At 60.7% G+C, this 21916-nt stretch carries 19 protein-coding genes; 7 read left to right on the plus strand and 12 right to left on the minus strand.

Annotation, left to right across the window (positions count from 1 at the left end):
• Positions 1-16 precede the first annotated feature (16 nt).
• From kdpC to MRBLRC7O_RS18125, 7 genes are all read right to left on the minus strand, one after another.
• Positions 17-583 (minus strand): potassium-transporting ATPase subunit KdpC, encoded by a 567-nt coding sequence (gene kdpC, locus MRBLRC7O_RS18095; RefSeq protein ID WP_003506097.1) that lies wholly within the window; start codon positions 581-583, stop codon positions 17-19.
• A 12-nt stretch (positions 584-595) separates the two neighbouring features.
• Positions 596-2680: a potassium-transporting ATPase subunit KdpB gene (kdpB, locus tag MRBLRC7O_RS18100; RefSeq protein ID WP_060723126.1), complete on the minus strand. Its 2085-nt coding sequence runs from the start codon at positions 2678-2680 to the stop codon at positions 596-598.
• 44 nt (positions 2681-2724) lie between these two features.
• Positions 2725-2889: a hypothetical protein gene (locus tag MRBLRC7O_RS18105; RefSeq protein WP_020012266.1), complete on the minus strand. Its 165-nt coding sequence runs from the start codon at positions 2887-2889 to the stop codon at positions 2725-2727.
• A gap of 9 nt (positions 2890-2898) precedes the next feature.
• Positions 2899-4602 carry a potassium-transporting ATPase subunit KdpA gene (gene kdpA, locus MRBLRC7O_RS18110; protein ID WP_060723125.1) on the minus strand — a complete coding sequence of 568 codons (1704 nt, stop codon included), beginning with the start codon at positions 4600-4602 and terminating at the stop codon, positions 2899-2901.
• Between the two features lie 33 nt (positions 4603-4635).
• The gene (kdpF, locus tag MRBLRC7O_RS18115; RefSeq protein ID WP_003506089.1) at positions 4636-4725 is read right to left on the minus strand and encodes a K(+)-transporting ATPase subunit F; all 90 of its coding nucleotides are present in this window, start codon (positions 4723-4725) and stop codon (positions 4636-4638) included.
• Between the two features lie 318 nt (positions 4726-5043).
• Complete coding sequence (locus MRBLRC7O_RS18120; protein WP_060723124.1) at positions 5044-5997, minus strand: asparaginase; 954 nt, start codon at positions 5995-5997, stop codon at positions 5044-5046.
• On the minus strand, positions 5994-7451 hold the full coding sequence (locus MRBLRC7O_RS18125) for an amino acid permease (RefSeq protein ID WP_060723123.1): 1458 nt from the start codon (positions 7449-7451) through the stop codon (positions 5994-5996). Before MRBLRC7O_RS18125 ends, MRBLRC7O_RS18120 begins: the two co-directional genes overlap by 4 nt.
• Positions 7452-7721: 270 nt before the next feature.
• Between MRBLRC7O_RS18125 and MRBLRC7O_RS18130 the strand changes: the two genes are divergently transcribed.
• On the plus strand, positions 7722-9149 hold the full coding sequence (locus MRBLRC7O_RS18130; protein WP_223567300.1) for an aspartate ammonia-lyase: 1428 nt from the start codon (positions 7722-7724) through the stop codon (positions 9147-9149).
• Here MRBLRC7O_RS18130 and MRBLRC7O_RS18135 read toward each other — a convergent pair.
• The 4 genes from MRBLRC7O_RS18135 to MRBLRC7O_RS18150 all read right to left on the minus strand — a co-directional run bounded on the left by MRBLRC7O_RS18135 (position 9118) and on the right by MRBLRC7O_RS18150 (position 15261).
• Positions 9118-9834 (minus strand): FadR/GntR family transcriptional regulator, encoded by a 717-nt coding sequence (locus MRBLRC7O_RS18135; protein ID WP_003506080.1) that lies wholly within the window; start codon positions 9832-9834, stop codon positions 9118-9120. The genes MRBLRC7O_RS18130 and MRBLRC7O_RS18135 overlap by 32 nt on opposite strands.
• A 197-nt stretch (positions 9835-10031) precedes the next feature.
• Positions 10032-13103 (minus strand): efflux RND transporter permease subunit, encoded by a 3072-nt coding sequence (locus MRBLRC7O_RS18140; protein WP_020808555.1) that lies wholly within the window; start codon positions 13101-13103, stop codon positions 10032-10034.
• On the minus strand, positions 13100-14185 hold the full coding sequence (locus MRBLRC7O_RS18145; protein ID WP_020808556.1) for an efflux RND transporter periplasmic adaptor subunit: 1086 nt from the start codon (positions 14183-14185) through the stop codon (positions 13100-13102). The genes MRBLRC7O_RS18140 and MRBLRC7O_RS18145 overlap by 4 nt, the downstream gene beginning before the upstream one ends.
• Positions 14185-15261, minus strand: a complete 1077-nt coding sequence (locus tag MRBLRC7O_RS18150; protein WP_003506077.1) for an efflux RND transporter periplasmic adaptor subunit — start codon at positions 15259-15261, stop codon at positions 14185-14187. Before MRBLRC7O_RS18150 ends, MRBLRC7O_RS18145 begins: the two co-directional genes overlap by 1 nt.
• Before the next feature lie 302 nt (positions 15262-15563).
• On the opposite strand from MRBLRC7O_RS18150, the gene MRBLRC7O_RS18155 reads away from it, so the two are divergent.
• Positions 15564-16178, plus strand: coding sequence for a TetR/AcrR family transcriptional regulator (locus MRBLRC7O_RS18155; protein WP_003506076.1), 615 nt, complete (start codon positions 15564-15566; stop codon positions 16176-16178).
• 26 nt (positions 16179-16204) lie between these two features.
• On the opposite strand, the gene hutC is transcribed toward MRBLRC7O_RS18155, so the two are convergent.
• Positions 16205-16945, minus strand: coding sequence for a histidine utilization transcriptional repressor HutC (hutC, locus tag MRBLRC7O_RS18160; RefSeq protein WP_003506075.1), 741 nt, complete (start codon positions 16943-16945; stop codon positions 16205-16207).
• A gap of 130 nt (positions 16946-17075) precedes the next feature.
• Between hutC and MRBLRC7O_RS18165 the strand changes: the two genes are divergently transcribed.
• The 5 genes from MRBLRC7O_RS18165 to MRBLRC7O_RS18185 all read left to right on the plus strand — a co-directional run bounded on the left by MRBLRC7O_RS18165 (position 17076) and on the right by MRBLRC7O_RS18185 (position 21823).
• A complete protein-coding gene (locus tag MRBLRC7O_RS18165) occupies positions 17076-17417 on the plus strand; it encodes a hypothetical protein (RefSeq protein WP_003506074.1) in 342 nt (113 codons plus the stop codon).
• Between the two features lie 91 nt (positions 17418-17508).
• On the plus strand, positions 17509-18546 hold the full coding sequence (locus tag MRBLRC7O_RS18170) for an ABC transporter substrate-binding protein (RefSeq protein WP_111820593.1): 1038 nt from the start codon (positions 17509-17511) through the stop codon (positions 18544-18546).
• A 95-nt stretch (positions 18547-18641) separates the two neighbouring features.
• On the plus strand, positions 18642-19499 hold the full coding sequence (locus tag MRBLRC7O_RS18175; protein WP_060723119.1) for an ABC transporter permease: 858 nt from the start codon (positions 18642-18644) through the stop codon (positions 19497-19499).
• Positions 19492-20322, plus strand: a complete 831-nt coding sequence (locus MRBLRC7O_RS18180; RefSeq protein WP_003506071.1) for a quaternary amine ABC transporter ATP-binding protein — start codon at positions 19492-19494, stop codon at positions 20320-20322. The genes MRBLRC7O_RS18175 and MRBLRC7O_RS18180 overlap by 8 nt, the downstream gene beginning before the upstream one ends.
• Positions 20315-21823: an HAL/PAL/TAL family ammonia-lyase gene (locus MRBLRC7O_RS18185; protein WP_111820594.1), complete on the plus strand. Its 1509-nt coding sequence runs from the start codon at positions 20315-20317 to the stop codon at positions 21821-21823. Before MRBLRC7O_RS18180 ends, MRBLRC7O_RS18185 begins: the two co-directional genes overlap by 8 nt.
• Positions 21824-21916: the final 93 nt, after the last annotated feature.

Here is a 21916-nt window from a genome sequence, read left to right on the forward strand (position 1 = left end):
CCATAGCCATTTCAATTCATGAGCCGGCTGCGTCAAGGGCCATGTTGAGTGCCAGCACATTCACGACAGGCTCTCCCATGAAGCCGAGTTCCGGTCCTTCGACATGGCGCTCGATGATGCTACGCAGGGACGCCTCATCCATGCCCCTCGCCTTGGCCACGCGGGGAACCTGAAAATAGGCGGATTCAGGCGAAACATGTGGATCAAGGCCGCTGCCCGAAGCCGTTACCAGATCGGCGGGAACCTCGGCCTCCGGATTTTCGGCTTTTGCGGCCTCGTAATCCTGTTTCACCCGGTCGATGAGCTTGGCGCTCGTCGGCCCGAGATTGGAGCCGGAAGACGAAGCGGCATTATAACCATCGCCGGCAGCGGACGGCCTTCCGTGGAAATATTTCTCACCGGTGAAGGCCTGCCCTATCAATTGCGAACCCACCACGGCACCACCTTTTTCTACCAGGCTGCCATTTGCCTGAAAGGGGAAGATCGCCTGCGCGAGACCTGTCATGCCCAAGGGATAGGCAAGGCCGGTGATGGCGGTGGTGGCGAGGATGAGCACCAGTGCGGGACGAAGCTGTTTAAACATTGTCTTTACTCCTCAGGCGAGACCGAGCGCCGTAATAGCGAGGTCAATGGCCTTGATGCCGATGAAGGGAACGATGATGCCGCCGAGGCCATAGATGACCAGATTGCGCGACAGCAGCGCGCCGGCGCCAATCGGACGATATTTAACGCCCTTCAGCGACAGGGGGATCAGCGCGATGATGATGAGCGCGTTGAAGATGATGGCTGACAGGATGGCGCTCTGGGGTGTCGAAAGCCCCATCACGTTCAGAACGCCAAGCTGCGGATAGAGCGCCAGGAACATTGCCGGGATGATGGCGAAATATTTGGCGATGTCGTTGGCAATGGAGAACGTCGTCAGCGCACCGCGCGTCATCAGCAATTGCTTGCCGATTTCGACGATCTCTATGAGCTTGGTCGGATCGCTGTCGAGATCGACCATATTGCCGGCCTCGCGGGCCGCCACCGTGCCGGTGTTCATGGCAACGCCGACATCGGCCTGCGCCAGCGCGGGAGCATCATTGGTGCCGTCGCCGCACATGGCGACGAGCTTGCCCTTGGCCTGTTCCTCGCGGATAAGCTCCAGCTTGTTTTCCGGCGTCGCCTGGGCGAGGAAATCATCCACCCCTGCTTCCGCCGCTATTGCCGCGGCCGTCATGGGATTGTCGCCGGTGATCATCACCGTGCGGATGCCCATGCGGCGAAGCTCCGCAAAACGCTCGCGAATGCCACCCTTGACGATGTCCTTCAGCTGCACAACGCCGAGCAATTTTCCATCGCGCACAACGGCGAGCGGCGTGCCGCCGGTCTTGGCGATCTCTTCCGCAATTGCCCGGATGCCGCGCGTGGCGTCCGTTTCGGTTTTGACGGCAAGCGCCACATTGCCCTGTTGCGGAGCGCCGCCATCAACATAGGCAAGAACGGCATCGACTGCGCCCTTGCGAATGGAGGAACCTTCGAAATCGACACCGCTCATTCGGGTCTGGGCGGTGAAAGGTACGAAATTCGCATGGAGTTTCTGCATGTCACGGGCGCGGATGCCGTATTTTTCCTTGGCCAGAACCACGATCGAGCGGCCTTCCGGCGTTTCGTCGGCAAGGGAGGCAAGCTGCGCCGCATCGGCCAGTTCCTGCTCGGAAACGCCGGCAACGGGACGAAACTCGGTCGCCTGACGGTTGCCAAGGGTGATGGTGCCGGTCTTGTCGAGCAGCAGCGTATCCACATCGCCGGCCGCCTCGACGGCGCGGCCGGACATGGCCAGCACATTGAAACGCACTAGCCTGTCCATGCCGGCGATGCCGATGGCGGACAGAAGCGCACCGATGGTGGTCGGGATGAGCGTCACGAACAGTGCCACCAGCACGATAATCGGGATCGAACCTCCGGCATAGGCCGCGAAACTCGGAATGGTGGCTGTGGCCAGAACGAAGATCAGCGTCATGCCGGCCAGCAGGATATTGAGCGCGATCTCGTTCGGCGTCTTCTGGCGTTCAGCGCCTTCGACTAGCGAAATCATCCGGTCGAGAAAGGTGGAACCGGCAGCGGCAGTGATGCGAACCCTGATCCAGTCCGACAGCACCTGCGTGCCGCCGGTAACCGCCGAGCGGTCGCCACCGGATTCGCGGATGACGGGGGCGGATTCGCCAGTGATGGCCGCCTCGTTGACGGAGGCGACACCTTCGATGACCTCACCGTCGGAGGGGATGATATCGCCCGCCTCGACGAGAACGACATCGTTCACCTTCAGGCTGGTGCCCGCCACCATTTTATATTGGCTGCGGTCATCGCCGGTCAGCAGTTTCGCCTGGGTCTCCGTGCGGGTCCGGCGCAACGAATCCGCCTGCGCCTTGCCGCGCCCTTCGGCGACGGCTTCCGCGAAATTGGCGAACAACACGGTAAACCAGAGCCAGAGATTGATCTGGAAGGAAAAGCCGAGATTGGCGCCACCGGTGATGAGATCGCGGATGAACAGCACTGTCGTCAGCACCGACACTGTCGCCACCACGAACATGACCGGGTTGCGCGCCAATGTGCGCGGGTTGAGCTTTTTGAATGCGGCGGCAATGGCCGGCACGAGAATGCGAGAATCAAGGATGCTCGCTTGTTTGGACTGGCTCATGAAGAGGCTCCAGCGTTTGAAACGGGGCGACCGATAAGGGTCGATCAGCCCGTGATAACTTCGAGAGCGACGACGGCGGCGAACAGAGCCGCCATCATCGCAAGAATGAGATTGGAGGCGCACCAGCCGCCGGGCGTGGCGCTCCCCTTGCCGGGAGCGCCCTTGCGGGCGGAGACGATGCGGTTACTTCGAGACTTTTCGTCATTCATGGCATCACCTCAGAAGAGCTGGCCCGCCGCCATGACAAGATGTTCGGCAACGGGGCCGAGTGCGAGCGCTGGCAGGAAGGTGAGACCACCGACAATCAGGATCGTGCCGGCAAGCAGGCCGACGAAGAGCGGACCATCCGTCGGGAAGGTGCCGGCTGAGGCCGGAACGGTCTTCTTGGCGACCAGCGAACCGGCAATGGCGAGCGCCGGAATGATCACCAGAAAACGACCCATCAGCATGCCAAGGCCAAGCGTGATGTTGTACCAGGTGGTATTACCCGTCAGCCCGCCGAAAGCGGAGCCGTTATTGGCGGCGGCGGAGGTATAGGCATAGAGGATTTCGGAGAAGCCGTGCGGTCCCGCCGTACCGATCGACGCCACGGCCGAGGGAAGGACGGTGGCCGTTGCCGTGAAAGCCAGCATGGCGAGCGGCAGGCAGAGAATGGCCAGAACCGCCATTTTCATTTCCTTGGCCTCGATCTTCTTGCCGAGATATTCCGGCGTGCGTCCGACCATCAGACCCGCCACGAAGATGGCGATGACGATGAAGAGCAGGATGCCGTAAAAGCCCGCGCCGACACCGCCGACGATCACCTCACCCAACTGCATGTTGATGAGGGGAACAAGACCGCCCAGCGCCGTGAAGCTGCCATGCATGGCATTGACCGCGCCGCAGGACGCAGCTGTGGTGATGACCGCGAAGAGCGACGAGAGCGCCACGCCGAAACGGACTTCCTTGCCTTCCATATTGCCGCCAGCAAGGCCGAAGCTGTGCATCAGCGGATTTCCGGCCGCTTCCGCCCAATAGGTAACGGCGACGCCGGCGATGAACAGAACGCCCATGGCGGCGAGGATCGCCCAGCCCTGGCGCTGGTTGCCAACCATGCGGCCGAAAACATTGGTGAAGGCGGCGCCGATCGCGAAGATCGACACCATCTGGATCATGTTGGAAATGGCGTCGGGGTTTTCAAAGGGATGCGCGGAATTGGCGTTGAAGAAACCACCGCCATTGGTGCCCAGCATCTTGATCGCCAGCTGCGACGCCACGGGACCGACGGCAATCGTCTGCTGCACGCCTTCCAGCGTCTGCGCATTCACATAGGCGCCAAGGGTCTGCGGCACGCCGAGCCACACATAGATGAGGGTCAGCACGATGCAGAGGGGCAAAAGCACGTAGAGCGTTGAGCGGACCATATCCACCCAGAAATTGCCGATCGCCTTGCCGGAGGCGCGTGAAAAAGCGCGGATGAGGCCGATGGCGATTGCCATGCCGGTCGCCGCGGAAACGAAGTTCTGCACGGTGAGACCGGCCATCTGGGTCAGATAGGACAGCGTGCTTTCGCCGCCATAATTTTGCCAGTTGGTGTTGGTGACGAAGCTGACCGCCGTATTGAAGGAGAGTTCCGGCCCAACCGCCGCCATTCCCTGCGGATTATAAGGCAGCACGGCCTGAAAACGCATCAGGGCATAGAGCAGGGCAAAACCGAGGAGGTTGAAGAGAAGCATGGAGAAGGCATAGGTCGTCCAGTGCTGCTCCTCGCGCTCGCTTGTCCCGGCAAGGGCATAAAGGCCGCGCTCGACGGGTGCGAGAACCGGCGACAACAGGGTGCGTTCGCCATTAAAGACACGCGCCATATAGAAGCCGAGCGGCTTCACCAGCGCAAAAATGATCCCGCAGAAAAGCAGGACCTGAAACCATCCATTGAGGGTCATGGTATTGAACTTTCAATAGCCGTCGTTTCCCGATCAGAAACGTTCGGGGCGAATGAGAGCATAGGTGAGATAGGCGGCGATAAAGACCGTGACGGCGCCGCTCAAGATATAGTCGAATGTCATCGCAGCCTCCCGTCTAAAGCCGGTCGCAGGCGCGCGTATAGGCAAAGCAGAGGGCGAAAAACACCGTGGCTGCACCGATCAGAACAACATCCATCATCGATGGGACTCCTTTTTATTCGAGGAGCCGGACAGGAAGAAAAGCGCCGTCATGTGGGACGTCGCTTTTCAATCTTTCTGGCTGAGAAGGGAACACCATCCCTTCCCGCACAGAAGAATGCACCCGAACCGCATAAAGGTTCGAGACGGCCACAGAGGCAATAAAATAGGAATCCTATAGGAATTTCGACGCCCGCCGGTCGCGGACATCGCTGCCGCTACTTAAGAGAGCGGGCTGTCGCTGAAAGCGGACATGATGGTTTCCGCCGGACTTTTATCGGCCAGCAGCGCGGCCAGCAAAATGCGGGCCTGTCCCGGACGAAGCGTGGATGAATGTACGGCGCCCGCCGCGACAAGATCATGCCCGCCGCCGCCGCCGCCGTAACTTGCCACGAGCCGCCCTTCGGGCACGCGGCTGGAAACGATGACGGGAACGTTGCGTTCGGCGCAGCGCTTCACGGCTTCAGCGATACGCGGATTGGCGTTGCCGGAACCAAGCGCCGCAAGAACGATACCTTTCGCTCCCGCCTGCAGGCTTGCATCAATATGGGTGGCATCACAGCCGGGATGAATGGCGACGATATCGACGCGCTGATCGGTTACCGGGGCGGAAAGCCGCAGCGTTGCAACAGCAGTCAGCGGCCTGGCCGAGCGGAAGGCGTCCGCCTCGTCCGCGCTCAGCTTGTAAAGTCCCCAGGCAGGCAGACAGCGGCCGCCGAAGGAGAGAAGCACGCCCTTCCCGGCATTCGCCTGATCGAGCGCTGTTTCTATGGCCCGGGCCAGATTGGCCGGCCCGTCCGCGTCCTTATGGTCTGCCGTAAACTGCGCGCCGGTGAAGACCACCGGCTTTGTGATGGCCTGCTGCAAATGCACGAGCAGCGAGGATTCTTCCATGGCGTCGGTGCCATGCAGAACCACGATGCCGGCAACGGCGGGATCATCAAGCTCTGCCCCCACCGCATCGCTGATGCGCTGCATGTCTGCCAATGTCAGGCTGGAGGAATCCTTCGCCATCAGATCGACCGGCTTCAGCCGGGCGCTGATTTGCGGAACCAGCGTCAGCAGGTCCTCACCCGAAAGGCTGGGCGTGCTGACGCCATCGGCGCTACGCCGGCTGGCGATGGTGCCGCCGGTGGCGATGACCGCCACCAGAGGCGTTGCGCCCTGCCCGCTCAATGCGACGCTCCTGCACCGGCACGCTCGGCCGCCAGACGGTGGATGCGCTCACGCAAGAGATACCAGCCAATGACGAGCGCCGGGATGATGACGAACAGCGAGGCGATGGTCCAGGAGCCGACGGGATAGTCGAAGGCCATCAGAACCAGCACGCCGAACAGGAAGATGAGCGTGAGAATGCCGGTGTAGGGCGCGCCGAACATGCGGAAATCCGGACGTGCAAGCTCGCCACGCCTGGAAAGCTGCCAGAGCTTCAGCTGGCAAAGCACGATGACCGCCCATGCGCAGATGATGCCGAGCGCCGACAGGTTGAGCGCGATTTCGAAAGCGGCGGAGGGAACGACCGCATTCAGGGCCACGCCGAGAACGGTGACGACGGCCGTGACCGCAATGCCGCCATAGGGCACGCCATTCTTGTTCATCTTCGCCAGCGCCGCCGGAGCAGAGCCGGAAACCGCCATGGAATGCAGGATGCGGCCGGTGGAATAAAGACCGGCATTGAGCGAGGACAGCACGGCGGTCAGAACGACGAGGTTCATGATCACATCGGCACCCTCAACGCCGATGGAACCGAAGAAGGTGACGAACGGGCTCTCGCCGGCCTTGTAAGCGGTGTAGGGCAGAAGCAGCGTGAACAGCAGTACCGAGCCGACATAAAACACGACGAGACGCAGGACCACGGCGCGGATGGCGCGCGGCATGACCTTGCGCGGGTCTTCAGTTTCGCCCGCCGCCGTGCCGATCAGCTCAATCGAGGCATAGGCGAACACCACGCCCTGTATGATGACGAAGGCTGGAAGAATGCCATTCGGGAAGAAGCCGCCATTATCCGTAATGAGGCTGAAGCCGGTAACGTGGCCTTCGATGGGTGTGCCGAAAATGACGAAATAGACGCCAACGACGAGGAAAATGGCAAGCGCGAGCACCTTGATCAGGCTGAACCAGAATTCCAGCTCGCCGAAGACCTTCACCGACAGCATGTTCATCGCCAGCACGACGACCAGTGCCGTCATCGCGAACACCCACTGATCGATACCCGCCAGCCACGGTACGTATTGCTTGAAGAAATTCATGTAGAGGGCGACGGCGGTCACATCGGCCACAGAGGTCATGGCCCAGTTCAGCCAATACATCCAGCCGGCCGCGAAGGCCATCTTCTCGCCGTAGAACTCGCGGGCGTAGGAGACGAAGGAACCGGAACTCGGGCGATGCATGATAAGCTCGCCTAGCGCGCGCAGCACCAGAAATGCAAAGAAACCGCAGAGCGCGTAAACGAAAACCAGCGCCGGACCGGCCTGCGCTAGACGCCCGCCCGCACCCAGAAAGAGGCCCGTGCCGATAGCGCCGCCGATGGCGATCATCTGGATCTGGCGCGGCTTCAAGGCCTTATGGTAACCGAGGTCCTCTTCGATGAAGACCTCACGTTCGGCGGGTGCCGTTTTTCCAGAATGCATGGATTTATCCTCCCGATAAAACGCTTGTAATCGGCAATAAGCCGGAAATCAAAGTGGAACTGGCGTCGTCCCCAAGGCTGGAAATATGGCCAGCGAATGCGCGCATGCTGTAAAGCTGCATGACAGATTTTTGCCCTCTTAATTGCAGAGACTGGCTTTCGTCAAGAGCCACCGGGCAATATTGACCTTCCCCCTCCTTGGGAATATGGTCATCAAATCTGTAAGACAGCTTTACAGATTTTGCAACGCTTAAAGCCAGTGGAGGACACAGTGAGCGTGACGCGCAGGGAGCATGATTTGCTCGGAACGAAGGAAATTCCCGCGGATGTCTATTGGGGCGTGCACACCGCGCGCGCTGTGGAAAACTTCAAGATCACCGGGGTGACCATTGGCCACAACCCCTATCTCGTCCGGGGACTGGCCTATGTGAAGGAGGCGGCGGCACGCGCAAATCACGAGCTCGGCCTGCTCGACACCGAACGAATGGAAGCCATCGCCGAGGCCTGCCGCGAAATCCGCGCCGGCGCGTTGCATGAGCAATTCGTGGTGGATGAAATTCAGGGCGGAGCCGGCACCTCCACCAACATGAATGCCAATGAGGTCATCGCCAACCGCGCGTTGGAACTGCTTGGCCACGAAAAAGGCGACTATGCCCGCCTTCACCCGAATGATCATGTCAATCTCAGCCAATCGACCAACGACGCCTATCCGACCGCAATCAATGTCGGACTGATCGAGGCGATCGACGATCTGGCGGCTTCCATGGGCGTTCTGAAGGACGCTTTCGACCGCAAGGCGCAGGAATTTGCCGGCTTCATCAAGATCGGACGCACGCAATTGCAGGATGCCGTGCCGATGACGCTCGGCCAGGAGTTCCGCACTTTCGTGGTGATGCTCGGCGAAGATCAGGCGCGCCTGATCGAATCCGCGGCATTGCTGCACGAGATCAATCTCGGCGCCACCGCCATCGGCACCGGGCTGAATGCACCGCGCGGTTATGCGGCGCTCGCCTGCCAGCATCTGGCGGAACTGACCGGACGACCGCTGGTAACGGCCGCCGACCTGATCGAGGCCACACAGGACCCCGGCGCCTTCGTGCATCTCTCCGGCGTGCTGAAGCGCGTCGCCGTGAAGCTGTCGAAAACCTGCAACGACCTTCGCCTGCTCTCTTCCGGCCCGCGCGCCGGGATCGGCGAAATCACCCTGCCCTCGGTTCAGGCGGGTTCCAGCATCATGCCGGGCAAGATCAACCCGGTCATTCCCGAAGTGGTCAACCAGGTGGCCTATGCGGTGATCGGCAACGACATCACCATCACCATGGCCGCCGAAGCCGGGCAGCTGCAGCTCAACGCCTTCGAGCCGATCATCGTGCGCGCGCTTTCACAGAGCATCAGCCAGCTCAGCGCCGCCTGCCGCACCTTGGCGGAACGCTGCGTCGACGGCATCGTGGCCAATCCGGCCATCATGGCGCAGCGCGTGGAAGAATCGATCGGTCTCGCCACCGCGCTCAACCCGCTGATCGGTTATTATGCGGCAACGGAAGTAGCCAAGGAAGCGCTTGCCAGCGGCCGCACGGTGCCACAGGTGGTTCTGGAGCGCGGTTATCTCACCGATGCGCAATTGCAGCAGGCGCTGAGCCCGCGACACCTTGCCAACCTGCCTGCCGTCACGGCTGGCGAAGCCGATCTTCGCCAATGATCGTCGTCACCACCTGCTTCACCTGCCCAAGGTGAAGCTCCATCGCCTCCCGCGCCTCTGGCGCTGAACCCCGCCGGATCGCCTCGACGATCCGGCGGTGCTCGAAATTCGACGCGACGCGGCGGCCGGCCATCAGGTTCACCATCTCGGATTGCTGGGATAGGGCTTCGCGCGCATCGGCCACCACCTTGGCGAACAGCCTGTTGGCCGAGGCTTCCGCAATGGCGCAATGAAACTGCCCATCCAGCAGCACCCAGGGATGCGGCCTTTCTTCGGCTTCCATCCGATCACAGAGGTCAAGCAAGACCTCCAGCTGGGCATCGGTCCGCCTCAACGCCGCCCAACCGGCTGCCGGCACCTCGATGAAGGGGCGGGCCTCGATCAGATCGCGGGCGGAATAGGCGCCGTAATTTAATTCGGAAGGTGGCGTCGGCGTCATCACATAGGTGCCGCTTCCAGTGCGGGTCTGCGTCAACCCCAGGGTCTGGAGCGAGCGCAGCGCCTCGCGAATGATCGGCCGGCTGACGCCATATCGCGCTGCCAGATGGGCTTCCGAAGGCAGCCGGATGCCGACCGCAAGCTGCCCCGAGGTGATGGCCGAACGGATATCATCGAACACCGCTTCTGCGGCATTCTTGCGATTGATCGGCTGCCCATCCGCAAGCCAATCCGACAACCCGCCCATCTTTAAACCCTCCGCACTCTCAATATGTCCGCAATATCAACGCAAAACCAGACAACCGTCCAAACGCAAAAGGACGGCCGCCGCTCTCGCAGCTAAGCCGACCTTCCTAACATTATCCTGACCGCGGGAACAACGACGGTGGATATTTTTGTTGGAGCGAGGGGACAACGACGCCGTACCCTCGCCCCGCACCGATGTCACGCCTTGATTTCTGTTCCCTCCGGCTTGTCATCCTCACGCGGAATGCGGAACCAAGCGACATAGAGCGCGGGGAGGAAAAGCAGCGTGAGCGCCGTACCCACCACGATGCCGCCCATCATCGCATAGGCCATCGGACCCCAGAATATCTCCCGGGAGATGGGGATGAGGGCAAGGGTGGCGGCCGCCGCCGTCAGCATGATCGGCCGCATGCGGTGCTCGGTCGCCTCGATGACGGCATGCCATGCCGAGACCCCTTCGCTTCTCAGATGCTCGATCTGCACCACCAGAATGACCGAGTTGCGGATCAGGATACCGATCAGCGCCAGCACGCCGAGAATGGCGACAAAGCCCATCGGCGCATTGGAGAAGAGCAGCGCCACCACGACGCCGATCAAGGCCGTCGGCGCAACGGCGAAGACCAGGAACAGCCGGCTGAAGCTTTGCAGCTGAACCATCAGGATCGTCGCCATCGCAAACAGCATCAAGGGCACCACGGCAACGATCGGAGCCTGCGAATCCGCGCTGGATTCCACGGAGCCACCGACTTCCATCTTGTAACCGACGGGAAGCGTCTTCTCGAAAGCCTCGAGTTTCGGCTTCAGCTGCTCCACGATCGTGGCTGGCTGTGTTGGGCCGATAATCGCGGCCTTGACGGTGACTGTCGGGATCCTGTCACGACGCCAGATGGTCGGCTGCTCCAGTTCGTAGCGGAAATTGGCAATCGCCGAGAGCGGCACGGCCTTGCCGTTCGTCGCCGGCAATTGCAGGTTCTGCAACGTCTCGATGGACCCCCGCTCTGCCAGTTGCGCGCGCGCCACCACGTTGACGAGGTAAATATCGTCCCTGACCTGGGTCACGGTAGAACCCTCGACAATGCTGTTCATGGCATTGGCGATATCTTCCGAGGAGACGCCGAGCTGCCGGGCCTTGTCCTGGATGACATCGACCTTCACCACGCGCGTCGGCTCGTTCCAGTCCATCACGAGGTTCGAGAGCAGCTGATGTTCACCGACGATACCGGACAATTGCTGACCGAGTTCGCGGACCTTCTGGATATCAGGACCGCTCAGGCGATATTGGACCGGTTTCCCGACGGGAGGACCGATATCGAGCAATTTCACGAAGGCGTCGGTGCCGATGAATGTCCGGTCCAGATAATCCTGCAGCTCGGCACGCACCTTGTCGCGCACATCCAGCCCCTTGGTGACGATGACCGTCTGGCCGAAGGTGACGTCAGGTGTCTGCACGTCGAAGGACAGGATGAAACGCGGTGCGCCTTCGCCGACATAGGTCGTCCAATGGTCGATATCCGTATTTTTCGCCAGCATTTCCTGCTCGAACTGCGCCATCTGCCGGTTGGTTTCGGCAATCGAGCTGTTCTGCGGCAGGTTCCAGTCGACGATCAACTCCACACGGTCGGATGACGGGAAGAACTGCTGCTGCACGAGGCTCATGCCGCCGACGGAAAGGCCGAAGAGGGCAATGGTGAGGATGATCGTCACCCAGCGCCAGCGCAGCGCCCGCCCGAGGAGCCAGGAAAAGGCGGAGGCGAACCGGCCCTTCTTTTCATGGTGCGATTTCATCGTCTTCGGCAGGATCGTGACGCCGAGAAGCGGCGTGAACAGGACGGCGACGATCCACGATACGATGAGCGAAACGGCGATCACCACAAAAAGCGTGAAGGTGAATTCACCCGCCGCGGAGTTGTTGAGACCGACCGGAATGAAGCCTGCCACGGTGACCAGCGTGCCCGTCAGCATCGGGAAAGCGGTGGAGGTGTAAACATAGGTCGCCGCTTTTCTGAGATCGTCTCCGACCTCGAGCCGCGCGACCATCATCTCGACTGCAATCATCGCATCGTCGACGAGAAGCCCGAGCGCAATGATAAGGGCGCCGAGCGAGATACGTTGCAGCGAAATGCCTGTGTATTCCATGTAGACGAAGGTGATCGCCAGCACGAGCGGAATGGAAACGGCAACCACCATGCCGGCTCTGAGGCCAAGGCTGATGAAGCTTATGACGAGAACGATTGCAATCGCCTCGAACAGCGCCGAAGTGAAGCCGGAGACCGCTTCATCGACCACGGCCGGCTGATCGGATACACGATGCACATCGACACCAACAGGCAGATCCGCCACCACACGCTTCATCTGTGCATCCAGCGCCTCGCCGAAATGTAGCAGGTTCGCGCCGGTTTTCATGCCGATCGCAAGGCCGATAGCCGGCTGGCCGTTAAAACGGAACAGCGATGACGGCGGATCGACATAACCGCGCCTGATCGTCGCCACTTCCGTCAGCGGGAAGAACCGGTTGTTGACCCGCAGATTGATGGACCGCAGGCTGTCTTCAGAAGTGAACTGGCCGCTGACGCGCAGCGCCACACGCTCAGGCCCGGCATTAACGAAGCCGGATTGCGTGACGGCGTTCTGGGATTGCAGCGTCTTGATGATCGACTGTTGATCGATGCCGAGGGCTGCGATCTGCCGCGTGGAGAACTCCAGATAGATCGTCTCGTCCTGCGCGCCGATGACATCGACCTTGCCGATATTGTCGACGGTCAGCACCTTTGCACGGGCATCCTCCACCAGGTCGCGCAATTGCCGCTGGCTGAGACCATCGCTGGTGAAGGCGTAGATATTGCCATAGACATCGCCGAAACGGTCATTGAAGAAGGGGCCGACCACGCCGGAGGGAAACTCCCCCTTGATGTCGCCGATCATGTTGCGCACCCGCACCCAGGTCGGTTCGACATTGCGTGCCTTGGTTTCCGGCACCAGTTCCACGAAGATTGTGGTGCGGCCAGCCACCGTCTGGCTGCGCAGATGGTCGAGATTGTCGAGCTCCTCGAGCTTCTTTTCGATCCGGTCCGTCACCTGCCGGGCCACTTCCTCCGCGGAAGCACCGGGCCATTGCGCGCTGATCACCATCGTCTTGATGGTGAAGTTCGGATCTTCCTCACGGCCGAGGTTGAGATAGGAGAAAACGCCGGCGAGAACGAAGACCAGCATGAAGTACCAGACGAGCGAACGGTGTTCGAGCGCCCAGTCGGAGAGATTGAATTTCTTCACTGACGGACCTCCTGATCGATCCTGATGGCCTGTCCATCCTTGAGCTTGTGAACACCGGCGCTAGCGACGCGCTCGCCGGGCTTGACGCCGTCGGTGATACGCACGCTGCCGCCCTCAGTCGGCTCACCTTCTATCGTGACAGGGCGCAACGTCACCGTTGCCTTGTCGGCATTGACGATCCAGACACCCCACCCACTATCTGTTTTCAGCAGGGCTGATGCGGGAAGCATGATCTGCGGTTCGGATGCGGCAAGCACCGAGGCCGTGACGACGGAACCCAGCCTGAATGCCGGCGGCGCATCCTGCAGGCTGATCTTCGTGCGGCGCGTGCGCGTTGCCGTTTCGGCTTCCGGAGCGATCTCGCGCACCACGCCGGTGGTGCGGATTTTCGGGTCAAGCTGCAGGGCGATCTCGAAGGCGGAACCGATCTCGAGCCGCTGCGCCGCAAATTGCGGAACATCGACCACCACATCGCGCACTTCCGGCCGGGCAATCGTCACGACCGTTTGGCCGGCCGAAACAACCTGACCGATTTCGCCTGAGGTTGCCGTCACCACGCCGTCAAATTCCGCATGCAGCTGCGCATAACCCAGCTGCTCCTCGGCCTTGTCCAGATTGGCGCGGGCCTTGGCGACGGCGGCGTTGGCGGTGCGTGTTGCCTGTTCGGCTTCTTCCAGTGCGGCTTCCGTGCCGCTGCGGGCTTCAGCCAGCACGCGCTGACGCTGTTCCGTCGTGACCGCGTTGGCCAGCTGCGCTTCCGCATTGGAAAGATCGGATTGCGCACTCTTCACCGCAAGCTCGAGCGCCAGCGGATCGATCGACGCGACCACATCGCCTTTCTTGACCAGATCGGCCACATCGACATTGCGGGCGATGATCCGACCGAGAACACGAAAACCGAGATCGGTCTGAATACGCGATTCCACCGTGCCGGTCAGCCGCAGCGCATCGGCGGGCTTCTCTTCCACGACGACGGAAAGTACCGGACGCGGCGCCTCGGCGGCGGCTTCCTGCTTCTCCTCGCAGGAGGAGACCGCAATCGCCACAGCCACCAAAAACAAGCTTCTGTATATACTGGACATTATTGTGCCTGCCCCTTTTCATAGGCGACTTTTTCACCGGTGCGGAGAAATTTGGTCCCGACGGTGACAACGAGATCGCCGGGATTAAGTCCTTGCGCGATGACGAACTGACCGGTCTCGTAGTCAGCGACCTCGACGCGCCGCATGGCGATTTCCGAGGATTGCGGATCGACCACCCAGACGGCGGGAAAGCCGTCCTGCGACGTCATCGCCGACCACGGAAGCTCAATCGCATCGACCTGCTTGAAGCGGAAATGGCCGGATACAGGCGCCCCGAGCGGCATGGTCAGATCACCGTTCAGACCCACCTTGACCCTGATCGTTCCATTGTCGGGGTCGATCGTCGGAGAAATCTCCCGCACCGGCGCCGCAACGCTGCGGGTGGGATCCGACAGGAGGCTGACATTGACGAGATTGTCGATGTCGCGCTCGAGAAACAGGGATTCATAGACATCGAAGACCGCATCGCGCGGCCCGTCATGCGCCAGCGTGAAGACAAGCTGGGCGGCCTGCGCCACCTGGCCGACTTCGACATTGCGCGCCGTGATCACGCCGTCCGCATCGGCCCTGAGTTCGGTGTAGGACAGGGCATCCCGCGCCGTGTCGAGCTGCGCCTGCGCCGATCTCACCGCGCCCTGCGTGGTGAGCAGGGTTTCCTGGGCCTTGTCGACTGCCGAACGCGAGGTCACCTGCGTCCTGAACAGGCTTTGCTGACGGTCGAACGTCAATTGCGCCTGCGTCTGCTGCGCTTCTGCGGATTGCAGGTTGGCGAGCGCAACATCGAGATCGGCCTTTTGCTCTTCAGGATCCATGCGGGCAAGCAATTGCCCGGTCTTGACCCGTGTACCCACATCCACCAGCCGCTCGGTGATCTTGCCGCTGACTCGGAAAGACAGGTCCGTCTGGACCCTTGCCCTCACTTCACCCGTTATGACGCTGCCGCGATCGACGGGCTTCTTCTCAGCCGCGACCACGCCGACGGTGCGCAGCGGCTTTTCGGCAGGCGGCTCTTCATTGCTGCAGGACGACAGGGCGAAAATGCCGCCAAGCGCCGCCGCGATAAGGATGGTTTTCATGGTGACCTCTTGATCTTCGCCTCATCCTATAATATTTGACTGACTGAATAGTCAATGAAATTCTTATGCCGCCGATCGGGGATCTGTCCGGAACATCGGGCCAGCCTCCCGAATGATCATTCCACTTCGTCCGGCATATCCTTGCGGGCGCATCGGCAATGTTCCGGCATATTGAAGCATGCGCGCCTTCACAAAAATCCATTCCGGTTTTTGCGCCGGTGCTATAGGCAAACCATCTCTCATTTCCGCCTATCGCGACGGACAGAAGGGCACGCGCCGAAAAAACAAAGGGATCCGGGGCCATGGCGAAAGCAAAACTGACACGTGCTGAACAGAAGATACAACGTCCGTTGCAAATTCTCGATGCCGCATTCGAGGAATTCACTAAAAGGGGATTTACCGCGACACGGGTAGAAGACATCGCGGAACGGGTGGGTGTGACGAAAGGGACGGTTTACGTCTATTTCGAAACCAAGGAGGCGCTCTTCGAGGCAATGGTCAAGCACGCCTCCCAGCCATTCCAGGAAGCGTTCAAGGCCTATGCGCATACATCCGACGACCCCGTCGAGGAGCTGCGCCTGTTACTGGAATTCATGTTCGACGCACTCGTCGACAACAAGAAAATGCGCGAACTGTTCCGCCTCATCCTTGCGGAAGGCGCAAAATTCCCCGATCTCATCGACCAACATCATGACACGTTGATGGCGCCGGTCTTCGAGCGCATCAATACGATCCTCGAGGAAGGCGTGGCGAAAAAAAGGTTCAGGGCCAATCCCCCAGAACTCGCCAAGGTCGTGATGTCGCCCATGGTTGGAACATTGGTGTTTCGGCTGATTTTCAACGACCGGCGCATTCTGGACAGGCAGGCCGTTCTGAAGATTCATCTCGAACTGATCATGCGCGGGCTGCTGGCATAGGCATCACTGCACGCGGCCGCGGACCTCTATTCCTGACTTTCAAGCCGGTATCGGGAACCGGGATAGAGCAGCCGCACGGAGGTGACGGCACGGCTCGACGACCAGGTTCTGCGGCGCACGAGAAGGCAGGGCTCGTTTCGGCTGATGGCCATCAGCTTGCATTCCCACGGCTGGGGCGACGCCGCCTCGATGAATTGCTCGGTCCGGGAAATGGGTGCCGCCGCCGTCAGATAGGCATTCGGCGTGAGCGTATTGAAATCCTGCATCAGATAATCCGGAGCGATCTCCGCATTGACGAAGCGATCTTCGAGCTGGATCGGCACGTCATCTTCATGGTGCACGATGATGGAGTGAAAAACTTTCGCTCCCACGGTGATCTCGAGCGCCGTTGCGAGATCCGGACCGCAAACTTCCGTCTGGGCGAGGATCAGGCTTGGCCGATGGGTTGAACCGCGCTCCTTGATCTCGTCGGCGATGTTACGCACGCCCATCATGCCGGCGCTTCGCTTTTTAGGAGCGACGAAAGACCCGCGCCCCTGCACGCGAACAATCACCCCCTCGGTTGCCAGCTCCCGCAAGGCGCGGTTTGCCGTCATGCGGCTGACACCCAGCATGTCGACCATCTCGTTTTCTGAGGGTATCCTGTGGTTCGTCAACCACTCTCCGCTGGCGATCTTTTCCTTGATCTGTTCTTTCACCCGCTCATACAGCGGCAGGGAGGAGCGATCGCCCGAGACAGAAAACTCGCTTTCGATGATGGGCAGCATTAAAACTCCTAAAAATCGGGCGACTGCACAAAACGCAGCCAGAATCCGCGCAAGCACAAAATTATCACATCCTATCTTGCTTGTCTTTCGCAAATGTGTGAAGTTACATATACAACTTGAGGGGAAAATAATGGCGAGCGAAGACTCGATCTCTGGCAGCAGCAGGTCTCCCGCCGATGGTCGGGGCGATATTCAAATGCCCGCCCAGCGCAAGGGCAGCGGCTGCCATGCCGCGGCCAAAGCTGTATTTGATGGCTCGCTTGGGCATTATGCGCTGAAAGCTCACCCTTTTCAGAACCGGCCAGCCGCAGGCGCGTTCGACCCAACGTCGCCGATACGCGCGTCCCATACGAATTTTTCAAAGTTGTATAGTGAACTTTCGGCATGCCGCTTCAAGGTGAACATCGAATTCCATATTGATTCGATGAGCGCCCGGCCGCCGATTTCGACGGGATATGAAATGCACCAATGACCACCGGGCTCAGGGGCAAACACCTGCCCAGGGCGCGCCCGTCTCACGCATGCCAGCAAATTGCCAATCATCAAACCAAAAGGGGAATGCAATGCTGAATTCAAAACTGAAAATCGCGCTGGCCACCACCGCGCTCATCGTGGGAGCGTCCGCAGGCGCGGCCAAGGCGGAGGGCTATTGCAGCGCAGGAAAGACCATCACCTTCGCCGGCATCGACTGGGAAAGCGGCGCTTTCATCACCGAAGTCATGAAGGAAATCCTTTCCAAGGGCTATGATTGCAAGGTCGATTCCATTCCCGGCAACTCCGTGACGCTGGAACAGGCAACCGCCAATAATGACGTGCAGATCTTCGCTGAAGAATGGATCGGCCGCTCCGACGTCTGGAACAAGGCTGCGGAAGCAGGCCAGGTCACGTCAGTTGGCAAGACCTTCGTCGGCGCCGCCGAAGGCTGGTTCGTGCCGGAATATCTGATCAAGGGCGACCCCGCAAAAGGCATCGAAGCCAAGGCTCCGGACCTGAAGAGCGTCGACCAGCTTTCCGATCCGAAGATCGTCGAACTGTTCAAGGACCCGGAAGAGCCTACCAAGGGCCGCTTCCTCAATTGCCCGTCGGGCTGGACCTGCGAAGGCGTCAACACCGCCAAGCTGCAGGCATACAAGCTGGAAGCAAACTATGTGAACTTCCGCCCCGGCACCGGCACTGCGCTCGATGCCGCAATTGCCGCCGCTTATCTCCAGGGCGAGCCGATGCTGTTCTACTACTGGAGCCCCACGGCAATCATGGGCAAATACAAGCTCGTCCAGCTGCAGGAGCCGGCCTATAGCGACGCCTGCTGGAAGGAACTGACAAGCGCGGATGGAAAGCGCGACGCCGGTTGCGCCTTCCCCTCCGTCGAGGTGGCCTATGGCGTGAACAGCACCTTTGCCAAGGAAGCGCCTGAGATCATCGCGATCCTTGAAAAAGCGACCTTCCCGCTGACGGAAATCAACGCCAGCCTCGCCTACATGACGGACAAGCAGGTCGATGCGACAGCCGCCGCCAAGACCTTCCTTCAGACCAAGGCCGATATCTGGAGCAGCTGGGTTTCTGCGGATGCCAAGGCGCGTATCGAAGCCGCCGTTAAGTAAACATCGCAGGCGCGCCGGACTTCCGGCGCGCATTTTCCCGTCAGGACAGGGGCCGGCTCCCGGAAATGGGGTCGGCAGGCGCGAGGACGACACCAATGTTTCCTGAAGTTTTCCATATTTCCATCCGCGGCCCGATCAATGAGATCGTGCGCTCGCTGGTGGTAAACTACGGCTACCTTTTCAAGGCGATCTCACAGACGATCCTGCAGGCGATCCTCTTCGTGGAATGGGCGCTGCGCGGTCTGCCGTGGTGGGTCATTTTTCTGGTCTTCCTGGTGCTCGCCTGGTTCGCGGCGAAAAAGATTTCGCTCGTCATCATGGTGGCGGTGATGCTTTTCATCGTCGGTGCGCTCGGTCTCTGGGACCTGACGATGCAGACGCTGGCGCTGATGCTGATTGCCAGCGTCATCTCCATCGTCATCGGCGTGCCAATGGGTATCCTGCTTGCCAAAAGCGAATGGGCCCGGCGTATCACCCTACCGATCCTCGATGTCATGCAGACCATGCCGAGCTTCGTGTATCTCATCCCCGCCATCATGCTGTTCGGCCTCGGCAAAGTCCCGGCCGTACTTGCCACCATCGTTTATGCCGTGCCGCCGTTGATCCGCCTGACCGATCTCGGCATCCGGCAGGTGGACCGGGAAGTGGTGGAGGCAGCGACCGCCTTTGGCGGCAGCCCGAGACAGATCCTTTTCGGCGTCGAATTGCCGCTTGCCACACCCACGATCATGGCCGGTCTTAACCAGACGATCATGATGGCGCTTTCCATGGTCGTCGTCGCCTCGATGATCGGTGCGCGCGGTCTTGGCGAACAGGTGTTGAACGGCATCCAGACGCTTGATGTCGGCAAGGGCCTCGAAGCGGGTCTCGGCATCGTTATTCTCGCAATCGTGCTCGATCGTATCACCCAGGGTTTTGGCCGATCCAGCCGGAAGGAAATGGGCAATGACTGATATCCATATCCGCAACGTGTCCAAGATTTTCGGCGGCAACTGGAAGGCTGCGCTCGCCATGGCGCAGCAGGGCGCGGAAAAGAGCGAAATCCTGGCGAAGACGGGATGCAGCGTCGGCCTCGACAATGTCAGCCTCGATATAGCGGGCGGCCGCATTTTCGTGATCATGGGCCTCTCCGGCTCCGGCAAGTCGACGCTGGTGCGCCACATCAACCGTCTTATCGAGCCGACGAGCGGCGAGATTCTCGTCGGCGACGACAATGTTCTCGCCCTCAAGGCGAAGGAGCTGCGGGATTTCCGCAACCGGCGCGTCAGCATGGTGTTCCAGAATTTCGGCCTGATGCCGCACCGCACCGTCTTGCAGAACGTCGTTTATGGCCAGCGCGTGCGCGGGCTGACCAAGGCCGACGCACGACCCATCGGCATGAAGTGGATCGAGACTGTCGGCCTTTCAGGCTACGAGGACAAGTTTCCCCACCAGCTTTCCGGCGGCATGAAACAGCGCGTGGGTCTCGCCCGCGCGCTGGCGGCCGATACCGACGTCATCCTGATGGACGAGGCCTTTTCGGCGCTCGATCCGCTGATCCGCGCCGACATGCAGGACCAGTTGCTGCAGCTCGAAAAGAACCTGCACAAGACCATCGTCTTCATCACCCACGATCTTGACGAGGCGCTCCGCATCGGGGCGCAGATCGCGATCCTGAAGGACGGAAAACTGGTGCAGGTGGGAACACCGGACCAGATCCTCAACAGCCCCGCAAACGACTATGTCGCCCGTTTCGTGGAGCGCCGCGCAGGTGCGGGGGAAGCCCAGCATGGCTGATACGGTCACCATTGATCGTCCCCTTACCTGGCAAGAGATCGCCGCCGTCGCAAAGGGTGCGACGCTTTCCCTGTCGGATACGGCGTGGCGGCGCATCGCCAAGGCCCGCGCCATCGTCGATGCGCTCGTTGAAAAACGCGTGCGCGGTTATGGCATCAATACGGGTGTCGGTGCGCTCTGCGATGTGATCGTGGATATTCCGCAACAGCAGGCCCTCTCCCGAAACATCCTGCTCAGCCATTCCTGCGGCGTCGGAGAACCGCTCGGGCGCGAAGAAACGCGCGCCATCATGGCTGCCCAGATCAACAACTTCGCGCATGGTTACTCCGGCGTGCAGGTCAAAACGGTTGAAGCGCTGCTGGCCCTGCTGAATGGCGATATTCTTCCCGTCATTCCCTCGAAGGGGTCGGTGGGTTACCTCACCCATGCCGCGGCCATAGGCCTCCTGCTGATCGGCGAGGGCCAGGCCCGCCACGGGAGCGAATTGATCAGCGGCAGACAAGGGCTGGAAAAGCTCGGCCTCGAACCCATGGTCCTGCAGGCAAAGGAAGGGCTGAGTCTCGTCAACGGCACACCCTGCGCCACCGGTCTCGCCAGCCTCGCACTTGCCCGCACCACTTCCCTTATCGACTGGGCCGATGCGGCAGCTGCTATGAGCTATGAAAATCTTGGCGCACAGGCGGACCCCTTCGCCGCAGAGCCGCTTGCGCTACGCGCCTCGCCCGGCATCCAGACCGTCGGCGCGAACCTGCGCCAACTCCTGGCCGGAAGCCCGCTTCTTGCCCGGTCGGCCGGATCGCGCACGCAGGATCCGCTCAGCCTGCGCGCCGTGCCGCAGGTGCACGGCGCCGTTCGGGATAGCGTCGCGCAGATCGCCGACGTCGTGAACCGCGAGCTTGCGAGCGTCACGGATAATCCTGTTGTCACCGGCACGCCGCAGGCGCCCGAGGTCCATTCCCAGGCCCATGCAGTTGGCGCGGCACTCGGGCTCGCCATGGATGGGCTGGCAACGGCCGCAGCCGAACTTGCCGCGATTTCCGAGCGCCGTATCGACCGGCTCGTCAACCCGCTTGTCAGCGGGCTGCCTGCCTTTCTGGCGGAAAGTGACGGTGTCTGTTCCGGTTTCATGATCATCCAGTACACGGCCGCAGCGCTTGCCGCAGAAAATCGCCGCCTTGCCGCCCCCGCCAGCCTCGATGGCGGCATCACCTCCGCTCTGCAGGAGGACATACTCACTCATGCCACCGCCGCTGCCGACAAGACACTTTCGATTATCGGCAATCTGGAAACCATTCTGGCGATCGAGATCATGAGCGCGGCGCAGGCTTACGACATGCAACCAGACAAAGCCGGCCGTGCACCCGGCACCGATACGCTCCACCAGCGTATCCGGACGACAGTGCCCTTTTACCGTGACGACCGGCCGCTCAACAACTTGGTGGCTGCTGCGCGGGAAATACTGCAGACCACGCATGCAGGGATACGCGCCGACGCGGGTTGACTGCTGCGGTAGAAATCTGGCTGAACAGGATGTGGAAGAGGTTACTCTCTGCCGGTCTTGTGGGCGATGAGAACGGTTTCCGCAATCGCGCTG

Source organism: Agrobacterium radiobacter (assembly GCF_040801995.1).
GTDB lineage: Bacteria > Pseudomonadota > Alphaproteobacteria > Rhizobiales > Rhizobiaceae > Agrobacterium > Agrobacterium radiobacter.